The organism is Rhizobium sp. PDO1-076, from assembly GCF_000247475.1.
Lineage (GTDB): Bacteria > Pseudomonadota > Alphaproteobacteria > Rhizobiales > Rhizobiaceae > Allorhizobium.
Window position 1 is genome coordinate 21528 of record NZ_AHZC01000255.1, and the last position, 19964, is coordinate 41491.

Below are 19964 nucleotides of genomic sequence, written 5' to 3' on the forward strand. Positions count from 1 at the left end.
ATGCCCCTAACACTCTACGACATTGAGGTCTCATCGCGCCTGCTGCTCGGCACGGCGCGCTATCCATCGCCGGCCATTCTCGCCGAGGCAATCCGCCGATCCGGCACCGAGATCCTCACCGTATCGCTTCGTCGCGAAACGGCCGGCGGCAAGGCGGGCGGCGCATTCTTCCAGCTGGTTAAGGATCTGGGTATGCATGTCCTGCCGAATACCGCCGGCTGCCACAGCGCATCAGAAGCCGTGCTGACAGCAAGAATGGCGCGTGAAATCTTTTCCACCAACTGGATCAAGCTGGAGGTCATCGGCCACCAGGACACGCTGCAGCCCGATGTCTTCGGCCTGGTTGACGCTGCACGCATCCTCAACCAGGAAGGTTTCCAGGTCTTTCCCTACACGACCGACGACCTGGTCGTCGGGGAGAAACTGCTGGCCGCCGGCTGCAGCGTCCTGATGCCCTGGTGCGCACCGATCGGCAGCGCCATGGGGCCGCAAAATAAGACCGCATTGCGGGCCATGCGGGCCGAGTTTCCCGATATCCCGCTGATCGTCGATGCCGGCATCGGCAGGCCCTCCCATGCGACAACCGTCATGGAACTTGGCTATGACGCCGTGCTTCTGAACACAGCGGTCGCAGGCGCACTGGATCCCCCGATGATGGCACAGGCCTTCGCGGGAGCGATCACTGCCGGGCAAAAAGCTTATCAGGCGGGCATGCTGGAGCCGCGCGACATGGCCGTTCCCTCGACCCCGGTCATCGGCAAGGGAGTATTTGCGTGAAGCTCGACCCATTCTATTTGATTGTCGATAGCGCCGACTGGATCGAAAGGCTGGTGCCCTGCGGCGTGAAACTCGTGCAGTTGCGCATGAAAAATATCGATCCGCCCACGTTAATCGATCATGTCCGCCGCGCCAGGCAAATCTGCGTGCGGCATGGTTGCCAGCTGATCATCAACGATTATTGGCAGACTGCCATCGACGAAGGATGCGACTTCATCCATCTCGGCCAGGAAGATCTGGCCGGCGCAGACATCAACGCGATCCGCAAGGCCAACCTGAAAATCGGCATTTCGACCCATGACGAGGTTGAGCTGGAAACCGCGCTGGCCCTTGCCCCCGACTATGTCGCACTTGGACCGATCTATCCGACAATATTGAAAAAGATGAAATGGTCAGCGCAAGGTCCGGAAAAACTCGCCCGGTGGAAAAGCAGGATCGGCACCATGCCGCTTGTCGCAATCGGCGGCTTGCGCGTCGATCGGCTTGCGGGTGTGTTTGCAAACGGCGCGGATATCGCCGCCGTTGTGACCGACATCACGCAAAACCAGGATCCGAAAGCGCAAACGAAACGATGGATCGAGCAGACCTCGGCCATTCGGCAGAATAGCGGACCGGAATGATGACAGTGAGGAACGATCGGTTGAAATCGGCAAAATGACTATGGCCGTCCCACGGAGACCTGAGGCCTTGTGGACAACAGAAGCCGCCGCGCATCATGGAGCCGGGAGTGGTCGCGCTGCAGCCATCATTTTTCATTGCCCTCCAGCCGTGAGCGCAAAATTGCATTCTCCGCTTCCAACTGAGCCAATCGTTGCCGCAGCGGATCAACCGCCTGCTCGACCTCCTGCTGTGTGTAGCGGGGGGTGATATGCTGCGGGCAGTTCCAGTCATAGGCTTCGAGACGGATTTTGAAGATCCGTTCGATTTTTGCCTTGTAGCCAGTATCCTGAACACGCTCTGTCAGCGCCGGGTCTGCATCGAGCGCCAGCCGTTCGACATGCCCGTACATCTTGAGACGAGCCCGGCGCGGATAGTCCATCAGAAACAGGCAGGCACGATCATTTTCCTCGAAATTGCCCGTGCTGATATATTGGCGGTTGCCGCGATAATCCGCAAAGGCCAGGGTCTGGTCATCAATGACCTTGAGGAAACCGGGCGCACCGCCACGGTGCTGGACATAGGGCCAACCCGTTTCGGAAACGGAGGCGATGTAGAAGCTGTCACGCTGCTCGATAAAGGCGACCTCGTTTTCCGTGAAGCGATCGGAGGGACGATCGTGGTCCCCCAGCCAGATCTGGTCGGCGCCCATGTCGGCCTGCGCTGCCCGAACGCTCGGGGTCACAGCCACCTCCAGAAAATGGTATGGCACTGATTTTCTCCCTACACCGTTTAGGACACAAGTCTGCTGGCTGCAGTGTCATATCATGCTCCAAGCATCCGAGGCCATGCCGCAAATACTCTCAGCCAGCACCTCGTGGGCTTGCTGCGCACGCTGTTAACGTTCCATCACCGCATCATAATTTGAGGGCAACCAGTCTGTAGAACTGGCCAAGCTCAGCGGCCTCTGGACGCAGCCCATATGTGATGCAGTTCCCACACCACAGCATTGGCCTTGATGAGTTTCAGATCGCCCCGTGCGAAGCGGGTAATGGAGAACTGGCAGGCCTCTGGCGTGCTCTCAGTAGATCTGCCAGGGATGCCAGCCTCTCCCTGACGGAAGTGACACATCCGATATCCGCCAGAGCTCCCGCGATACGGTCGTCCTCTATGCCGGCCCAACGCAGACAATCCAAAAATTTTGACTGGCGTTCAGCGTCCGTCAGAGGCATCGCAATGGCACCGTTGGCATGAAGTCGCTCGGTCCGTACCGTCCGCCCGTCAAGCAGTGTCACGGCAACCTGGTGCGCAACACGTTCAACGCCGCGCTCTTCCTCTACGCTGAAGGCACTCATAAAAATCTTTGGCATCTGGCGGCGGATCTCCGGTCGGAAAATTGCGTCTCGCGTGAAATCCGCAAGAGAAAGCCTGCCTTGAAGAAGAGCAGCGGCAAGACAATATTGCATCGAGAACCGTGCCTGCATTTCATCCGCGGGATCTGGATAAGCGAGATTGTCGACGGCAGACCGACCCACCTTCGTATCGATACGCCGCACATCATCGAGCACGAATCCGTGCTCCTTTTGCAAATCGCGGGCAGCGTCGATCACACGATGCGTAGAGGCGCAACAAGGATGGAGTTTGGTCACCAATCCCCGCGTTTCTATAATATGGCTCTCGTCCCAGGAGAGCGCACTCCATCCCGCTTGTTCCGCGCCACCAAACAGACCAAGGAATCCCTGTGAGCCCTCCAGGATGTCCAGTTTGCCGGTTATCCCCGCGCGCGCAAGATACGCCGCATCGACCGCATTGCGCGCTGCAATTCCAGCATGGAGTGGCTTCACAGGTGTTCCAAACTGGCCCTTCGGACCGCCTGCAAAACTGGTCGCTATACTCATGGCCTGCGCCACACCTAGGTCATTGAGACCAAGCAGAACTGCCACGCCAGCTGCCGCTCCGATGCAACCGACTGTCGAGGTCGCATGCCATCCCTTGTTGTAGTGGGACGGGTTGACGCCGAAACCGACAGCGGCCTGCGCTTCCAGGCCGGCAAGATAGGCCCGGACAAGCTGATGACCGGATATGGCACCGTCAGCCGATGCGATAGCCAGCAATGCTGGCACCAGCACCGCCGATGCATGGGCACGGGCGGGATGGAAATTATCATCGAAATCCAGACAATGTGCAGCAGTTCCATTGACCAAAGCGGCGATCGAGGGCGATGCCCGCCCACCGCTGAACACCAGCGAGACCCCGTTTGAACCGATTTCGTTGGGAAAGGCCTTCGCGGCAGATTGAGGTGTCGGATCAAAGGCTCCTGCCACCATACAGCCGATCGTATCGATGATGGCCTGCTGAGCGCGAGTTGTGGCGAGACCTGAAAAGGTCGTTCTTGAATCCACCTGTGTTGCGATTCTTTCCAATACTGTTGCCATTCACCAATACCCTTGCAATGTCTTTGAGACTGGCTGCAATAATGGAAGGCTCAGACCTGTCGTTCAATCTTATGCAGTTTGCGGGTGGTTCTATTCGTTTTTGGGAGAAAGAATGACGCAGGGCAACGAGATCACGATCAGCGTCAAGCACATCCACGCCTATGACGCGATCGCCGCCACCGGCTCGACCATTGCAGCAGCTGCCGATCTGGGCATTTCCCAATCCAATGCCAGCCGCCTGCTGCACCAGCTGGAACTCTATCTTGGCGTACGCCTGTTCGACCGCGACAAGAACCGGCTTTCGGCCACCCGAGAAGGCCTGCAGCTCGGCCCCGAAATCCGGGCGATCTCCGACCGCCTGACCGCGCTGAAAGTGACGGCACTGGAGCTCGAAAATGGTCGATCTCTTGAGATCCCGCTGCGCCTCGCCTTCCCGGCCAGCCTCTCTGTGACTTTGGTGCCCCGCCTGATCAAGCGCTTCCTCGCCGAGAACGGGCCTGTCCGCATCGAGGTCGCCTCCGGCAACTACGTTGCGATCGAGCGCATGGTCGCGGACGGTCATGCGGATCTCGGTTTCACCCGCCTGCCGTCGCCAACACCCGGACTGCGGGAGGAACACCGGCTGTCGTCGCGCAATATCTGCGTCATGCACCGCGACCATTCATTGGCTGGAAAACCGATACTGACTGTGCCCGACCTGAAAGCGCAGGATTTGATCCTGTTGAACCGTGAACGGCCGGTCCGGCATGAACTGGAAGCGCTGTTCTACCAGCAGGGGCTGCGCCAGCGACCGTCGATAGAGGCACATTCGGTCGGCTGCGCCTGCGCGTTGGCGGCGGAGGGCCTGGGCATCGCCATCGTCAGCGAATTGCTCGCGCTGGAATACCGGACGATGCCGCTGGCCTTCGTGCCGCTCGAACCGGTCCTGAGCGTCGATTATGCAATTGTCAGTTCCGACCGTGTGCCGCTACCAAAATCCGCGGGCCCCATTTTGCGCTATCTGGCGGAGTGGACATGAGAGGCGACATGCTGTTTCTCCGCCACGACTGGCCACAGGACCACACCCACCGATGATCAACTTCAAACAGCTGGAAGTGTTGAAGACCCTGCTTGCAACCGGCTCGACCATCGCAACGGCCAAAAGCATGGGATTGAGCCAGTCCGGCGTCAGTCGTTTGCTGCAACAGCTCGAATCCGATCTGTCGCTGACCTTGTTCGACCGCGACAAAGGACGGCTCATTGCAACACCGGAAGCGAGCATTCTGGCACGCGACGCGGAAAACATTCTGCTCGGGCTGAGCCGGTTCTCCGGGCTGGCCGAGGATCTGCGCAGCGGTGCAGCCGGCCCGGAAGTGGTGCGCATCGGCCTGCCGAACAGCATGTGGGAGAATTTTGCACCGGCCATGCTGGTCGATTATGCGCGGGAATTTCCCACAGTGCGAATCGAGACGTTTTTCGAAACAACATCAGTGATCGCCCAGCTTATCGAACAGCAGGTGATCGATTTCGGCTTCCTGCGCTATGAAGGCCAGATCGGACCGGGTGTCGAAATGGAAAAGGTGGCAACAGGCACCAGCGTCTGCGTTCTGCCCGAGAGCCACCCGCTTGCCGCCCTTTCTGAAATCGCACCGAAAGACCTGCGCGGCCTGCCGCTGATCCATATCGGCCGGCAGCGGCCGACCCGCATGCTGCTCGACCAGACGTTCCAGCGCGCCGGCGTGAAGCAGAATGTAAAGATCGAGACACATACCAACAGCTCGGCCTGCGCCTATGTCGCGCATGGGCTCGGCATTGCTATCCTGAGCAGCTTCTTTGCCAATCTCTATCGGCACCTGCCGATCGTGCAGCGACCTTTCGTTCCGGTCACGACACAGGATTTCGGCCTGGCCAAGCCGGCGGCCGCTCCATCGTCACTTGCCGCAAAAGCCTTGATGGCCGCGTTGAAGCGCCAGATCGAAAGATCGCAGAAAGTCGAATAGAAACAAAAACATGAATGCCAATCCAGGCATCCAGTATCGCCTGACGGCGAGCACGATCTGCATAAGACTATGATGAAACTGCATAATATTGCGCAATATTTTTACATCACTCATAGTCGCCGCATAAACAGCCGGTGACTTCGAGATCCGGCCCCGACAATCGCGTTCAGGGGAACCGATGATTAGATTCATACTCAACCGTCTGCTGATGGCGCTGCCGACCGTCTTGATCGTGTCGATCACCGTCTTTGCGCTGATCCGCTTCATTCCGGGTGACCCGGCAGCCCTCATGCTTGGCGACATGGCGACGCCCGAGCAGATCGCCGAAATGCGCACCGAACTCGGTCTCGACAAATCCATGCCGAAGCAGTTCCTCGTCTGGAGCGGCAATGTGCTGACCGGCGATTTCGGTCGCTCAATTGTCAATGACGAGGAAATCCTGCCGCTGGTCGTCTCGCGTTTCATGGTGTCTGCCGAGATCGTCATCATCGCGGTGATCCTCGCCAGCCTGATCGCGGTTCCGGCCGGCGTAATTGCCGCCTGGCGGCAGAACAGCATAACCGATCTGGCGCTGGTCGGCACCGCAACGGTCCTGCTGTCGATCCCGACCTTCTGGCTCGGCCTGTTGCTTCTACTCTTCTTCGGCCTGAAGCTCGGCTGGTTGCCGGTGCTCGGCTATGTCTCGATCAGCGACAATCTGGTCGGCGGCCTGCTCTATCTGGTCCTGCCGATCATGACGCTGGTGATCCATGAGGCTGGTGTTCTGATTCGTATGGCCCGCGCCTCGACGCTCGAAGTTCTGCGCCTGGACTACATCACCCATGCAAGGGCCAAGGGCCTGTCGGAAAGCACCGTTCTCTGGAAGCATGCCTTCAAGAATGCCTTCGGCCCGACCTGGACGATGATCGGCCTGATCCTCGGCAACCTGCTCGGCGGAATCGCCGTCATCGAGACCGTGTTCACCATCCCCGGCCTCGGCCGCCTGATGGTCGACAGCATCTTCCAGCGCGACTACCCGGTCATCCAGGGATGCCTGCTGTTCGTTGCGCTCTCCTATGTGGTCGTCAACCTGATCGTCGATCTTCTTTATCCCCTCTTCGATCCGCGTGTGGTGGCCGAATGAAACACTTTACCCTCAACGGCCTGATCGGCGGCGTGCTCGTTGCCATCCTGCTGACTGTCGCCGCCATCGGCCTCATCTGGACGCCGTACGACCCGATGAAGCTGAGCTTCACCGCAAGGCTTGCAGCCCCCAGCGCCGCCCATTGGCTCGGCACCGACGAATTCGGCCGCGATGTCGCCAGCCGCCTGATGATCGGCGCGCGCGCCAGCGTCTGGATCGGCTGCCTGACCGTCGGCTTCGCCACCATCGTCGGCACCCTGATCGGCATGATCAGCGGCTACGCCCGCGGCTGGATCGATGGCGTGATCATGGCGATCAACAATGCGCTGCTGGCCTTCCCAGGCATCCTGCTGGCGCTCGGCCTGCTCGCGGTGTTCGGCGCCAACCAGTATGGCATCATTTTCGCGCTCGGCATCGCCTATACGCCATCGATGGCCCGCGTCGTTCGTGGTGCGGTTCTGTCGCTGCGCGAACGCGAATTCATCGAAGCCTCGAAGATCATGGGCAATAGCGAGATCTACACCATGCTGCGGCATATCCTGCCGAATTGCCTGGCACCGATCACGGTCCTCTCCACCTCGATGTTCGGCTGGGCGATCCTGTCGGAAAGCGCCCTCAGCTTCCTCGGCCTCGGCGTACCGCCACCGGCTCCCACCTGGGGCAATATGCTGGCCGCCGGCCGCCCCTTCATCGAACAGGCCGTCTGGCTCGGGCTTTTCCCCGGTCTCTGCATCGCCCTCACTTTGCTCGGCATTAACCTGCTCGGCGATGCACTGCGCGACAAACTCGATCCCCGCATGCGAGGTCTGAAATGACACAGGAAAAACTTCTCAGCCTGCGCAATCTGACGCTCGAGGTCGCGCATCGCGGTGTCGAAGTGGTCAAGGATGTCAGTTTCGACCTCGAGGCGGGTGAAATTTTCGGCATCGTCGGCGAAAGCGGTTCCGGCAAGTCGCTTGCCACCCGCGCGCTGATCTCGCTTCTGCCACCGGCCATCCGCAAGATCGCGGGTCAGGTCATCTACAAGGGGCGCGACATCACATCGATGAGCGAAGCGGATCTGCGCCGGATGCGCGGTGCCGAGATCGGCCTGGTGTTCCAAGAGCCGATGACATCGCTCAATCCGTCAATGACCATCGGCCGACAGTTGGAGGAAGGTCTGACCCTGCATACCAACGACACACCGGCGGAACGGCGCAAAAAGATCCTCGCTATGCTGGAGCGGGTTGGCATCCGCGAGCCGGAACGGGCGTTGAGCGCCTATCCGCATGAGTTTTCCGGCGGCATGCGCCAGCGCATCATGCTGGCCTCGGTCATGCTGCTGAAGCCGGCCCTGCTGATTGCCGACGAGCCGACAACAGCGCTCGACGCGGTCATCCAGCGCGACGTGATGGAACTGATGGTCGAACTGACCAAGGCGGAAGGCACGGCCGTCCTTCTGATCAGCCACGACCTGCCAATGGTGGCACGTTATACCAGCCGCATCGTCGTGATGGAAAAAGGCGCGATCGTTGAGGCCGGAACCACCGAGCAGATCCTCGAGACGCCGCAGCATGCCTATACGCGCAAGCTGCTTTCATCCTTGCCGATCCGCGGCGAGGTTCGCACGATCGACGCCACGTCGGCACCAATGGTGTCTGCCCACGACATCGTCGTCGATTATCCCGGCCGCAAATCCCTGCTGAAGAAGGGCGTCCCCAAACGCGCCCTGCACGGCGTCTCGATCGACATCCACGAAGGTGAAGTCGTGGCGCTGGTCGGCGGCTCTGGGTCGGGCAAGACAACGCTTGGGCGGACTATTGCCGGACTGGTCAAGGAAACCGAGGGCGAGATCCTGTTTAAGGGGCGCAAGCGCGATGCCGACTGGCAGGACTACCGGCTGAACTGCCAGATGGTATTCCAGGATCCCTATTCATCGCTCGATCCGCGCATGACCATTCTGGCGCTGGTCGAGGAAGCGCTGCGGCTGGTGCCCGGCATCGACCGCGCTGCCAAGACCAAGCGTGCCTACGAAACGCTGGAGGAAGTCGGTCTCGGGCCGGAATATGCACCGCGATATCCGCACGAACTGTCGGGCGGCCAGCGGCAGCGCGTGGCGATTGCCCGTGCGATTGCCCGCCGGCCGCGCTTCCTGATTGCCGACGAACCGGTCTCCGCTCTCGACGTCACCGTGCGAGCGCAGGTGTTGACGCTCTTTTCCGACCTGCAGAAGCGCTATGGTTTTTCCTGCCTGTTCATCAGCCACGATCTCGGCGTCGTTGAGCAGGTGGCCGACCGTGTCGTCGTCATGCAGGACGGCCGGATCATCGAACAGGGCGACCGCGACACGATCTTCGACACGCCGAAGGAGGCCTATACGCGGCGCCTGCTCTCGGCCATCCCCGCACTCGATCTGAACGAGACCGGCGGCGTCAAACTGAAATGGCGCCTGGAGAATTGAAAATGACCAACAGCACGACAATTCAAAAGCCGGCCGGCACAACGGCCGAACGCCTCAACGCCGTCTGCGACGCACAGAGTTTCATCACGCGCTTCAGCATCCGTAACCTAGTGAGTGGCGAGACTTTCGATCGTGGTGCGGATGAGGAGACACCATCTGCCAGCACGCGCAAGACATCGATCATGATGGCAGCGCTCAAGGCAGTGCATGAAGGCCGGCTCGATCTCGACGAGCAGATCACCTACGAGGCGCGCTTTGCCGAAGAAGTCGCTAGCGGCATGTTCCGCTACATGACGCCCGGTATCGTCATCTCGCTGCGTGACGCCATCACCGGCATGATGGTGCTGAGCGACAATGTCTGCACCAAGATGGTCTTCGAAAGGCTGACGTTGGAAGAGGTCGACAGCTACTGCAAGTCGATCGGCATGAGCGGCACGCATCACCGTTTCCTCATTCCACCGCTGGCCCTGTCGCCGGATCACACATTGAAATCCGTCACCACGACAACGGCGCGCGATCAGGCGTTTCTGCTGCAGTCTATCCTTGATGCCCAGACATCGCCGGAGGAAGCGGCAAAACTCGGCTGCTCGCAGGAGCTATGCGCCTATGCGCTGCAGACGCTGAAGAGCCAGATCCTGCGGTATGCCATTCCCTCAAGACTGCCATTCGGCACCGTCGTCGCCCACAAGGGCGGGACCGGAAAACGCGGACGGATGAATGCCGGCATCGTCTACCGCGACGGCAAGCCCTTCTACATCATCGCTGCCTTCACCGATCAGGTGCCGCAGGAAATGCCCGACGGCACGCCGGGCTACACGATGTCGCTCGAAACCATCGGCAGGCTGTCACGCGCCTGCTGGGACGAATTCCAAGCCTGAACACACTGATAAACTTCAACAAAAAAGAGGGTAGAACATGAAGACCATTCTCCTGGCCGGAACGATCCTGATGTCGCTTGCCGGTGTTTCCACCGCCCGCGATATCGTCATCGCCCAGAGCTCCGATCTGCGCAGCAGCAATCCCGGCGTCAACCGCGACGGCAATACCGATGGCGTGATCCTGCATATCGTCGAAGGCCTTGTCGGCTATGCCAACAATGGCGAGGTCAAGCCACTTCTGGCCCAGTCCGTCGACATGTCAGCCGATGGCCTGACCTATACGTTCAAGCTGCGCCCGGACGTGAAATTCCACAACGGTAAGACCCTGACCGCCGAAGACGTCGTCTGGAACTGGAACCGCTATCTCGACCCCGCAACCAAATGGACCTGCCTGAAGGATTTCGATGGCAGCGCCACCCTGAAAGTCACGAGCGTCAAGGCAACCGATACCACCACCGTCGAAATGACGCTCGACAAGCCTTCGGCGGTTTTCCTCGGACTGATGTCGCGCCCGGAATGCGGCTATACCGGCATGATCTCGCCTGAATCCGTGGCTGCCGACGGCACCTTCGACAAGCCGATCGGCACCGGTCCGTTCCAGTGGGACGAATGGAAGAAGGGTGAATATATCCATCTCGCCAAGTTCGACGGTTATGTCTCCCCGACCAATGACGGCACGCCCGATGGCATGGTCGGCTCGAAGCGGCCGCTGGTCGACGGCATCAAGTTCATGGTCATTCCGGATGCCTCGACGGTGAAGGCCGGCCTGCAGTCCGGCGTTCTGGACACTGCCGAAATCTCGCCCGACCTGATCCCTGAATTCGAAAAGAGCGAAACCGCGCAGGTCATCATCTCGCAGAACAACGGCAAGAACCTGTTCTATATCCAGACCCGCGACCCGATCATGGGCAAGCCCGGCGTGCGCCGCGCGATGGCCATGGCACTCGATCTCGACGAACTGGTCGCCGCAGCCTCGAACGGCACCGGCAAGGCAAACGGCTCGATGGTTGCCTCGGACTCGGTGTATTTCAGCGATACCCAGCAGAAGCGCCTGCCTTACGATCTGGAGGCCGCCAAGAAGGAACTGGCTGACTCTGGCTACAAGGGCGAACCGATCAGCATCATCGCCAACAAGCGCGGCAACGTGCCGAGCTTCCCGGCCGCCGTCATCGCCCAGGCCATGCTGCAGCAGATCGGTCTGAACGTGCAGATAGAGGTGCTCGATTATGCGACCCAGGTCGACCGCCGTCGCTCCGGCAACTACCAGATCATCTCGCAGTCCGTGGCACCGCGCCTCGACCCGGCTTTGATGTACAGCTTCTATGTCGGCGACAAGGACAAGAATGCCTCGCTGATGTGGGACAACCCGAAGGCCGTAGACCTGATGAAGGCGGCCTATGCGGAAATCGACACGACCAAGCGTCAGGCGATCTTCGACGAATTCCACGAACTGATGCTCCAGGAAATGCCCGGCATCTTCCTCTACGACATGATCGACGTCTGGGGCGCGACCAAGGCACTCAAGGGTCAGCCGGTCTGGCAGTCGAATGCCCGCCTCTGGGAAGTTTCGCTCGACAAGTAAAGTGAAGCCGGGTGGCGCGTCCATTGACGCCGCGCCACCCGCTCGTCCGCAGTCAAAATCAGCGGACATCAATTCCTGCGCCACAGACCTGATTTCCCGAGGACATAGCATGCCCGATACCGCCGCCCTGCAATCGCTCACCACGGCCATCGATCACCTTGCGCCGACATTCACGACGCTCAGCGACAGGATCTGGGAATTCGCCGAGCTGAAGTTCCAGGAAGTCCAATCCTCGGATCTGTTGATCGACACGCTGAAGCAGAACGGTTTTTCGGTGCGCCAGGACATTGCCGGCATGAAGACCGCCTTCATCGGCGAATATGGCAAAGGCAAGCCGGTCATTGCCTTTCTCGGCGAATATGACGCGCTGGCCGGCATGAGCCAGAAGGACGGCGTTGCCAAACAGGAAGAACTGGCCTCGGGTGCCAGCGGCCATGGCTGCGGCCACAATCTTCTCGGCAGCGGCTCGATGCTGGCAGCCATCTCACTTGCCAAACATCTGGAAGCCAATGGCCTGCCGGGCACTGTCCGTTATTACGGTTGCCCAGGCGAAGAAGGCGGCTCCGGCAAGACCTTCATGGTCCGGGCTGGTGCCTTTGCCGATGTCGATGCGGCGCTCACCTGGCACCCCGCCCCCTTCAACGGCGTGCGTTCGACCAACAATCTCGCCGTTCTCGAATATTACTATCAGTTCAAGGGTGTGGCTGCCCATGCTGCCAATGCCGCCCATCTCGGGCGTTCTGCACTCGATGCCGTCGAACTGATGAATATCGGCGTCAACTTCCTGCGAGAGCACATGCCGCAGGATTGCCGCGTGCATTATGCCATTACCGATGCAGGTGGACGCGCCGCAAATGTCGTGCAGGCCAAGGCAGAGGTTCTCTATCTGGTGCGCGCACCGGAAATGTCAGAAGCCCTGGCACTGGCCGAGCGGATCGACAAGGTCGCGCGTGGAGCCGCGATGATGACCGAAACCGAAGTCGAGATCGTCTTCGACACGGCCGCGACCAATCTCCTGCCCAATCTGACGCTTGAAAACGCCATCCATGACAATCTGGTTTCGATCGGCCCTGTGCCTTTTGACCAGAAGGACATCGATTTTGCGGCCAGGATCCAGGCGACGTTTTCTGGCGAAGCGATCCGCAGCAGCATCCGGCTTTACCAGATCAAGAAGGATGTCTTTTCCAACGAGAAGATCGATGGCTCGACACCGCTGCATCTGGGCCTGCGTGATTTCGAGGGTCAGTCGCATTTCCGCGCCGGCTCGACCGATGTCGGCGATGTCAGCCGCGTCACGCCGACCGCGCAATGCTGGGCGCCTGCCTGGGCGATCGGCACCAATCCGCATACCTGGCAGGTGGTTGCACAAGGCCGGAGCCCCGCCGCCCACAAGGCGATGATCCATGCGGCAAAAGCAATGGCTGCAACCGGGCTTGACCTCGCAACGTCACCGCAATTGCTGGCCAACGCGAAAGCGGAGTGGCTCGAGAAAATCAGTGATCAGCCCTACATCTGCCCTATACCGGAATCTGTCATGCCGGACACGGTAGTGTATGCATAAGCTTTCTGCCGATGCGGATCGTCTTTTCCTGCGTCTGGGTGCCGATGCGTGGGTGCATGTATCCGAATCTATAGATCAGACTCTCGGTCTTTCCCGGAGAACGCGTAAGCCCACGGTGAAGGCCGTCTTGCGATGATGGGCTGTTGACTGCCAGTCCTAGTGGCAACACTAGGAGTAGTCATATGACGAAGCATCCAATTGAGGTGATCACGTCCGTAGAGCGCCGTCGGCGCTGGTCATGCGAAGACCAAGAACGCCTCGTCGCGGCGTGCTTTGAGCAGGACGGGGTTATCTCTGAGATTGCCCGCGCGGCCGGAATCCAGGTCAGTCAACTCTTTCGCTGGCGCAAGGAGCTATGCCAGATCGAGGAGGCCGCGAAACGGTCCACCACTACCTTGGTGCGGGTTGTCGTGTCGGATTCCGCACCGGCAGCCCAGCCTTCAAGCCAGCCGGTGCGGACCAGCCCCTGATAGACCTGTGCGCCACCTTCAGCGCCCGATCGGCCGCCCCGTCACCATTACCGGTGAATTTCAGCCGGCGACGCCCCTTCGAAACCACCTCCGGCAATCCTTCGACTGGATCCTCCGCATCGGCCAGCAAATCCGGCCGCCGGGCAATGAGATTGTAGATGGCGTGCACCAGCTCCTGCGGCATAGGAAACACCGCCCCGCTGGAGAAGAAGCGATCATAGACGTCGAGCAGTGCCGCCTCATAAAGGTAGCGATGCTTGCGTGAAAAAATTAGAAAGGCATCGTCACCCAGATATCTGAACAAAGGCATATGCTGCGAACCGCTGCATCAATGACAATAAAACTTATGGCAGCATTGGAATTTTACATGAAAAGCGGAAACTCTGAAATCAGCAGATTGCGATGCCTATCAACTTGCAAGCGTCGTTGGGTCAGAACACCAATCCCAAGGCGCCTCCGTGAGAATTCAGCTGCGGCACGGCGCGTCTAGGCCGAGAGCCTCCACATCCGCACACGACCTGTGCCACGCAATTCCGTTTCCTCGAGAGGGTCGCAAACAAATTTTGGTCCAAGCAGTTGGTGAGTTGCATCCGAAATACGGATCTCATCGGGCTCCGCGGACGTTTGAATGCGTGAGGCGAGATTAACGGTCTCGCCCCAAAGGTCGTAGGCGAACCGCCTTTTGCCGATGACGCCAGCGACGATTGGTCCGGAGTGAATTCCAATTCTGAGTCTTAGCGGTTCTCCTGCGAAGCGTTCGCGCTTAACCGCCTTGCGCAGTTCGAGTGCATAGCGCGCGAGAGCATTTGCGTGATCGGATCGTGCGAGGGGTAGCCCGGCGACCACCATCACACAATCGCCGATTGTCTTGATCTTTTCACAGCCGTATCGTTCCGATAGCCGATCCGCCGTCTTGAAGAAGTAATTCAACATGGCGAGCGTTGTCACGGCTCCGACGCTCCGCGTTCTTTCCGTAAAACCGACGATGTCGGCAAAAAGCACACTCACCTCTGCGTGGTTGTCGGCAATTTTCTTGTTAGCCTTCAACCGCTCCGCAATCGACGCCGGAAGGATGTTGAGGAGTAGGGATTCGGCGCGCTGGTATTCACGCGACAGTCCCTCCTGGCTCTTCCTCAACGCCTCGTTCGTCGATTGCAGTTTCTCGTTGAGTTGACGCTCCCTCTCTTCCAGGAGGGTCATTTCATAAGCCTTCTGTTGAAGCCGCTGCTTGTTGTCGCGTTCGGCAGTGGTGTCAAGAAAGAGCAGCCACACGCAGGCATTGCCGGTAAAAAGATGAAGGTCCGCGACACGCCCGTTGGGCAGCTCGACCATGGCCATATGACATGGGAGCTCCGGGCAAGGCAGCAAACCTTCCATGAATTCAAGCTGATCGGCAACAGGCTTGCCAATGCAAAGCGATGAGAGCCCGTAATGTTCAACATTTCCGCCCTTGGCAGCTATGCAAAGCCGGGCGTCAATTTTCAGATATGCGACAGAGTGCTCATTATAGAAGAAATCATAAATCCAGCTTCCGACTTCTCTTGGCAATCTACGCATGGTCTATGCGGTGACCATCGAGGCAAGCTGATGAAACGCATCATCAACATGTTCACCCGAAAGCGCACTTGTCAGATAGATTTGCCATCCAAGTTGCCTGAATTCGTCAATCTCACGATCCGATATTGCCCACCGATCTCTCAGGTCGGATTTGTTGAACAGCAGTACGAACGGCATGGCGCCGAATTCGGCCTCGACCCGCTCGCGCAGAGTGAGCGCCACCGCAAGAGTTGCGGCGCGGGTGCCATCGGCGACAAGCACAAGCCCGGTCGCACCCCTCACATTGCTGACGCGGAAGGAACCGATGTCGTCTTCGCCGGCCAAATCCCACAAAATCAGATCCACGGTTCTGTTCGGGAGTGCGACACTCTTCTTGTCGATTTTCACGCCCACCGTGGTCAAGTAGGTATCTGAAAAGATGCTTTGCACAAATCTGCGCACCAGACTCGTCTTTCCGACGGAGAAGCCACCCAACATGCAGATCTTCTTTTGCAACTTCCCAGCTCCGCACTACTCCAAGCTTATCGTAATCGAAACCCGGCGATTGGTGGAGCTCCCCGTTCGACTATTTTCAGGCACCACCGGTTCAAAAGTGCCAGCACCCCGAACCACCAGCAGCTCCGGCGCGACACCGCGCTTGTTGAGCAGCGCACGAACCGTCTCGGCGCGGGAAGCACTGATCGACACGTTGGCCGTCTCACGGCCCGTGGCGTCCGCATGGCCGGTCAACATGAACCGCGCTGTTGCGCCTGACTTTCGGGCCTTTTGGGCGAATTCCTTTATCTGATCCGCCAACCTGTCGAGGACCGGCGTCTGCTCTGGTCCCGGCACAGCCTTGCCGGAATAGAAGAAAATATCGGTCGCCTGGATGGCCTCTCTCAAATAATTGAGTTCTGCAAGGTTCAACTCACGCAGTTGCGAGACATCCAGAACCACGCCGTCCGCCGAAAGTTGCTCCGCGGCGGCCCGCGCACGGTTGATCCAGTTGGCAGGGGCCTCACCCTCGGCAACGAGGCGACCCTGGACGATGGAAAGCAGAACAGATTCGGGCGGAGCCAGCGACGCCGTCAGCCGCTTCAACACGAACTCCGGTTCAAGGCTCTGATAGAATTGCCATCGCGAATGAACTCGGGCGGGATCGACCTGCGTTCCTGATAGCAGCGACTGCGGGTCGGCGCCGAGCGGGTCTCTCAGGCCGGAAATGTAGAATTGGCCGCCCCTCGCCGTTTGTTCAGCGACGATGATGCCTGGCTGGGCCACGAGCCGCGACACATAGGCTTGCCAGCGCTCCGCCGCGCGGGCTTCTGGGCTCATGTCACGAACCTTGGAGATGTCGAATTCCGGCCCGCCTGCCGAAAGCTGGCGGGCCGCAGCACGCGCCCGTTCTATCCAGGTATCGGGAGCCTCGCCCTCGGCAACGATGCGACCCTCGACGATCGAAAGCAGAACAGATTCGGGCGGAGCCAGCGACGCCGTCAGCCGCTTCAACACGAACTCCGGCTCAAGGCTCTGATAGAATTGCCATTGCGAATGAACCTGGGCGGGATCGACCTGCGTTCCGGACAACAACGACTGCGGGTCGGTGGCAAGCGGGTCTCTCAGGCCGGAAACGTAAAATTGTCCTCCCCTCGCCGTTTGTTGGGCAACGATAATGCCGGGCTGGGCCTCGAGCCGCGACACATAGGCTTGCCAGCGCTCCGCCGCGCGGGCTTCTGGGCTCACGTCACGTACCTTGGAGATGTCGAATTCCGGTCCGCCTGCCGAAAGCTGGCGGGCCGCAGCACGCGCCCGTTCTATCCAGGTATCGGGAGCCTCGCCCTCGGCAACGATGCGACCCTCGACGATCGAAAGCAGAACAGATCCGGGTGGAGCCAGCGACGCCGTCAGCCGCTTCAACACGAACTCCGGCTCAAGGCTCTGATAGAATTGCCATTGCGAATGAACCTGGGCGGGATCGACCTGCGTTCCGGACAACAACGACTGCGGGTCGGTGGCAAGCGGGTCTCTCAGGCCGGAAATGTAGAATTGGCCGCCGTACACCTTTTGTTCGGCAACGATAATGCCCGCCTGAGCCTCCAGTCGCGACACATAGGCCTGCCAGCGCTGCCCGGATTGCCAGGAAAGAAAGAGCCAAACGGCAGCCGGGATCGAAACCAGCAGGACTGCAGCCACCACCAGCCACGGAAATCCCTGCTGTGAGTCCTCCTGCTTCATGTCAACGCAGGTCTGCAGCCGTGTTTCTATGCCAACCAACTGAGAGTTGTCGCCGTCAAACTGCTCCAAAGCTAGCGCGTATTCATCATGGATTCGAAGCAACACATCGCGAACTATTTCATGCAGTTCCTCTGGCGGATTTCCCCGGATCACCGCAACCAAGGTCGCAAACGGTCCCACTTCCGACCAGAGACGAAGCTCCCCGAAGCGGATCGTGTCCAGGCCGCTCTGTTCTTTCTCGTGAAATGAGTCTTTCACAAAGTCCTGAATGGCACTGAGCATCGAGGAAATGAGTTGGGGATCCTCGCTCGTTGCATTATCGGCAGTTACATGCGCGATCAAAAGCCCCGATTTTCGGTTGATGAGGAAGACATGTTCTACCCGATAGACGAGGGAATGCTTCAGGACGACTTCCGAGAAGCTGGCACCAGTTCTCCAGGATTCAAATCTCCACTTCAGTCCATGCCAGGTAAATATATGCCTTAAAGTTTCATTCAGGGACTGAAAGGTCTGGTCGATCTTTTCCCCGATCGACTTGCGAATTGCCGGCAGAAACACCGGGTACAATATATCCGTCAGCGTACCCGGGCTCTTCTGGATCGACCGTTGCACAGCCCTCTCTACGGCTGGCGCAAGGGCCTCGCCGAGTTGCACATGAGGCGCCCGTGCGGTTGCACTGGGAAGAACGCCGCCCACTGCGTCCGCAAACTGCTCAGCTTCGCCCAGCAGATGCGTAACGCGTGAAAGCTCAGAAATTTCGCGGCCGACCAGCAACTGGCGCAGCGTTTCCATGCGATGGTCGGAGGCTGGAACATCATCGAAACGCGCATGATGTTCCGGATCGACGTTCCGGGCAATTTCGACCAAAAGAAGGGCCAGAGCCGCGCGATCGATTTCGGTATCGATCGAGGCGGCGCTTTGAGGAAGCCTGATTGGGTCGAGGCTCGACGTCAAGTTCCTATCAACTCACTTTCCAGCTACGTTCCGAGTTGCCATTGCTGCCGCCGTGATCCTGATTTATGCATTTTGCAACCTCGACAAACAGGCCAGCCAGAAGATTCCTGTCGGTCTTGACGTGATTGAGATCGGAGAACATTTTCTCCATAAGCATCTGAATGCTTTCGTTCTTTTGCTTGATTTCCTCACGCAGCAAATGATCGATGCGATTCATCCGGTCCGCAACGTCACGCTCAAGCTCGCTCAATTGATCCGACAACGCGCGCACCTGCTTTTCAAGTGCCTGATTTTGCTCGCGAAGATTTCGGTCAATCTCCTTGTCTGCCTCGGCTCGCGCATCTTTTTCGCTCCGCAATTGCGCCGCGAGCGACTCGACCTGCTTCTTTGCATTTGACTCGTAGGTTTCAAGATTGCGCTTGGCTTCGGATTCGACATCCTTGAAGCGCTGCAGGAACCGTTCTTCAAGCTTGGAAAAGCGGCGGTCATAGTCCTGCATCTGGTTGCCGAACAGCAGATCGCGTATCTTGTCGACACCTACAGCGTCACCGGAGATCCCGCCCTCGCGGGCTTGGGCCGCCATGAAGTTCAGCCCGTTTCCCTCAATAGTACCTATCAGACTTTCATCCGCCTTACTCGTAGAAGAAGCGGTAATCGAAGGCTCCTTTGCCATGCCTATATCCCTCCATTTGAACACGTGCCACAGTGCAACCCCGTTCACAGGGAAGAATGTCAGCAAAACAGCTGGCCCACAAGCCGGAATCATCTTGACCTAGACTGATTCATATTGCAGCCCCTTCAAGCCGATTCGCGACGCAGTCGAGCGCTCATACCAGCTGTCGGTAAGTGTGGCCTCATGGGGATTCCCAACGGCCGACGAATCTGAACCTCTGGCGCAAACAGGAGGTTTGCGATGGGTTCGGCGCTTTCATTGCGGTCGGATTTCGACGGGGGGGCCAGGTTACGGCGCCTAGCTCGCCAGACACGCGATGCCGATCAGGCGCGGCGGCTTGTTTCGCCCGCATCGATCTATGATGGTGGCTCACGCAGCGATGCAGTTCGGCTCGGTCGCGTGACGGTTCAGATCGTGCGCGACTGGGTTGCAGAAGGGGATCTAGTCCACGCCAGGAATAGCGTCAACGCTAGCCTCATCTGCTTAGTGACGGCTGTAGACAACGACTTCATTCACTGCCGGCGCATTACCACGCAGCAGACCTACTTATTTAATCGAACAGCGGGCTTTTCTATTGTGCCCAAGACTCTCTCGAAAACTGGAGGGAGATTGGGGCTCAGGTCACAGGTGACCTGAGCCCCTGCATTTCTTCCAGCTTAGCCGCTCTCGGAAACGCAATAACCGCCCCCATCAGATGGGAGCGGTTATTGATTTACGCTGGAAC

The 19964-nt window shown here is 59.0% G+C and carries 19 protein-coding genes; 12 read left to right on the top strand and 7 right to left on the bottom strand.

Annotated elements, in window-relative coordinates; all coding sequences use genetic code 11:
- On the top strand, positions 1-777 hold the full coding sequence (locus PDO_RS14450) for a thiazole synthase (RefSeq protein ID WP_007602989.1): 777 nt from the start codon (positions 1-3) through the stop codon (positions 775-777).
- The gene (locus PDO_RS14455; RefSeq protein ID WP_007602990.1) at positions 774-1397 is read left to right on the top strand and encodes a thiamine phosphate synthase; all 624 of its coding nucleotides are present in this window, start codon (positions 774-776) and stop codon (positions 1395-1397) included. Before PDO_RS14450 ends, PDO_RS14455 begins: the two co-directional genes overlap by 4 nt.
- A 125-nt stretch (positions 1398-1522) precedes the next feature.
- Here PDO_RS14455 and PDO_RS14460 read toward each other — a convergent pair whose 3' ends face one another.
- Complete coding sequence (locus PDO_RS14460) at positions 1523-2146, bottom strand: pyridoxamine 5'-phosphate oxidase family protein (RefSeq protein WP_007602992.1); 624 nt, start codon at positions 2144-2146, stop codon at positions 1523-1525.
- Between the two features lie 253 nt (positions 2147-2399).
- The gene (locus tag PDO_RS14465) at positions 2400-3809 is read right to left on the bottom strand and encodes an MmgE/PrpD family protein (protein ID WP_007602995.1); all 1410 of its coding nucleotides are present in this window, start codon (positions 3807-3809) and stop codon (positions 2400-2402) included.
- A gap of 112 nt (positions 3810-3921) precedes the next feature.
- Here PDO_RS14465 and PDO_RS14470 point away from each other — a divergent pair, with 112 nt between their 5' ends.
- The 9 genes from PDO_RS14470 to PDO_RS29445 all read left to right on the top strand — a co-directional run bounded on the left by PDO_RS14470 (position 3922) and on the right by PDO_RS29445 (position 13842).
- Complete coding sequence (locus PDO_RS14470) at positions 3922-4827, top strand: LysR family transcriptional regulator (RefSeq protein ID WP_007603000.1); 906 nt, start codon at positions 3922-3924, stop codon at positions 4825-4827.
- Between the two features lie 55 nt (positions 4828-4882).
- Positions 4883-5788: a LysR family transcriptional regulator gene (locus PDO_RS14475; RefSeq protein WP_037074279.1), complete on the top strand. Its 906-nt coding sequence runs from the start codon at positions 4883-4885 to the stop codon at positions 5786-5788.
- 178 nt (positions 5789-5966) lie between these two features.
- The gene (locus tag PDO_RS14480) at positions 5967-6911 is read left to right on the top strand and encodes an ABC transporter permease (RefSeq protein WP_007603003.1); all 945 of its coding nucleotides are present in this window, start codon (positions 5967-5969) and stop codon (positions 6909-6911) included.
- On the top strand, positions 6908-7726 hold the full coding sequence (locus tag PDO_RS14485) for an ABC transporter permease (protein WP_007603004.1): 819 nt from the start codon (positions 6908-6910) through the stop codon (positions 7724-7726). Before PDO_RS14480 ends, PDO_RS14485 begins: the two co-directional genes overlap by 4 nt.
- On the top strand, positions 7723-9351 hold the full coding sequence (locus PDO_RS14490; protein ID WP_007603005.1) for an ABC transporter ATP-binding protein: 1629 nt from the start codon (positions 7723-7725) through the stop codon (positions 9349-9351). Before PDO_RS14485 ends, PDO_RS14490 begins: the two co-directional genes overlap by 4 nt.
- Positions 9352-9353: 2 nt before the next feature.
- Entirely contained in the window at positions 9354-10229 is an 876-nt protein-coding gene (locus PDO_RS14495) for a serine hydrolase (RefSeq protein ID WP_007603007.1), read from the top strand.
- 37 nt (positions 10230-10266) lie between these two features.
- Positions 10267-11811: an ABC transporter substrate-binding protein gene (locus PDO_RS14500; RefSeq protein ID WP_007603008.1), complete on the top strand. Its 1545-nt coding sequence runs from the start codon at positions 10267-10269 to the stop codon at positions 11809-11811.
- Between the two features lie 109 nt (positions 11812-11920).
- Entirely contained in the window at positions 11921-13372 is a 1452-nt protein-coding gene (locus PDO_RS14505; RefSeq protein WP_007603011.1) for a M20 family metallopeptidase, read from the top strand.
- Between the two features lie 182 nt (positions 13373-13554).
- Positions 13555-13842 carry a transposase gene (locus PDO_RS29445; protein WP_007603013.1) on the top strand — a complete coding sequence of 96 codons (288 nt, stop codon included), beginning with the start codon at positions 13555-13557 and terminating at the stop codon, positions 13840-13842.
- Here the strand turns inward: PDO_RS29445 and PDO_RS28640 are convergent.
- The 5 genes from PDO_RS28640 to PDO_RS14530 form a co-directional block, all read right to left on the bottom strand.
- Positions 13763-14152 carry a hypothetical protein gene (locus PDO_RS28640; protein ID WP_007603014.1) on the bottom strand — a complete coding sequence of 130 codons (390 nt, stop codon included), beginning with the start codon at positions 14150-14152 and terminating at the stop codon, positions 13763-13765. The two genes, PDO_RS29445 and PDO_RS28640, sit on opposite strands and share 80 nt — an antisense overlap.
- Before the next feature lie 176 nt (positions 14153-14328).
- Positions 14329-15399 (bottom strand): adenylate/guanylate cyclase domain-containing protein, encoded by a 1071-nt coding sequence (locus PDO_RS14515; RefSeq protein ID WP_007603015.1) that lies wholly within the window; start codon positions 15397-15399, stop codon positions 14329-14331.
- 3 nt (positions 15400-15402) lie between these two features.
- Entirely contained in the window at positions 15403-15894 is a 492-nt protein-coding gene (locus PDO_RS14520) for a Rab family GTPase (RefSeq protein ID WP_007603017.1), read from the bottom strand.
- Positions 15895-15909: 15 nt separating this feature from the next.
- Positions 15910-18567 carry an OmpA family protein gene (locus PDO_RS14525; RefSeq protein ID WP_007603025.1) on the bottom strand — a complete coding sequence of 886 codons (2658 nt, stop codon included), beginning with the start codon at positions 18565-18567 and terminating at the stop codon, positions 15910-15912.
- A 7-nt stretch (positions 18568-18574) separates the two neighbouring features.
- Positions 18575-19240 (bottom strand): DUF3450 domain-containing protein, encoded by a 666-nt coding sequence (locus PDO_RS14530; RefSeq protein ID WP_007603027.1) that lies wholly within the window; start codon positions 19238-19240, stop codon positions 18575-18577.
- Between the two features lie 240 nt (positions 19241-19480).
- Here PDO_RS14530 and PDO_RS29450 point away from each other — a divergent pair, with 240 nt between their 5' ends.
- Positions 19481-19876, top strand: a complete 396-nt coding sequence (locus tag PDO_RS29450; protein ID WP_007603029.1) for a hypothetical protein — start codon at positions 19481-19483, stop codon at positions 19874-19876.
- Positions 19877-19964: the final 88 nt, after the last annotated feature.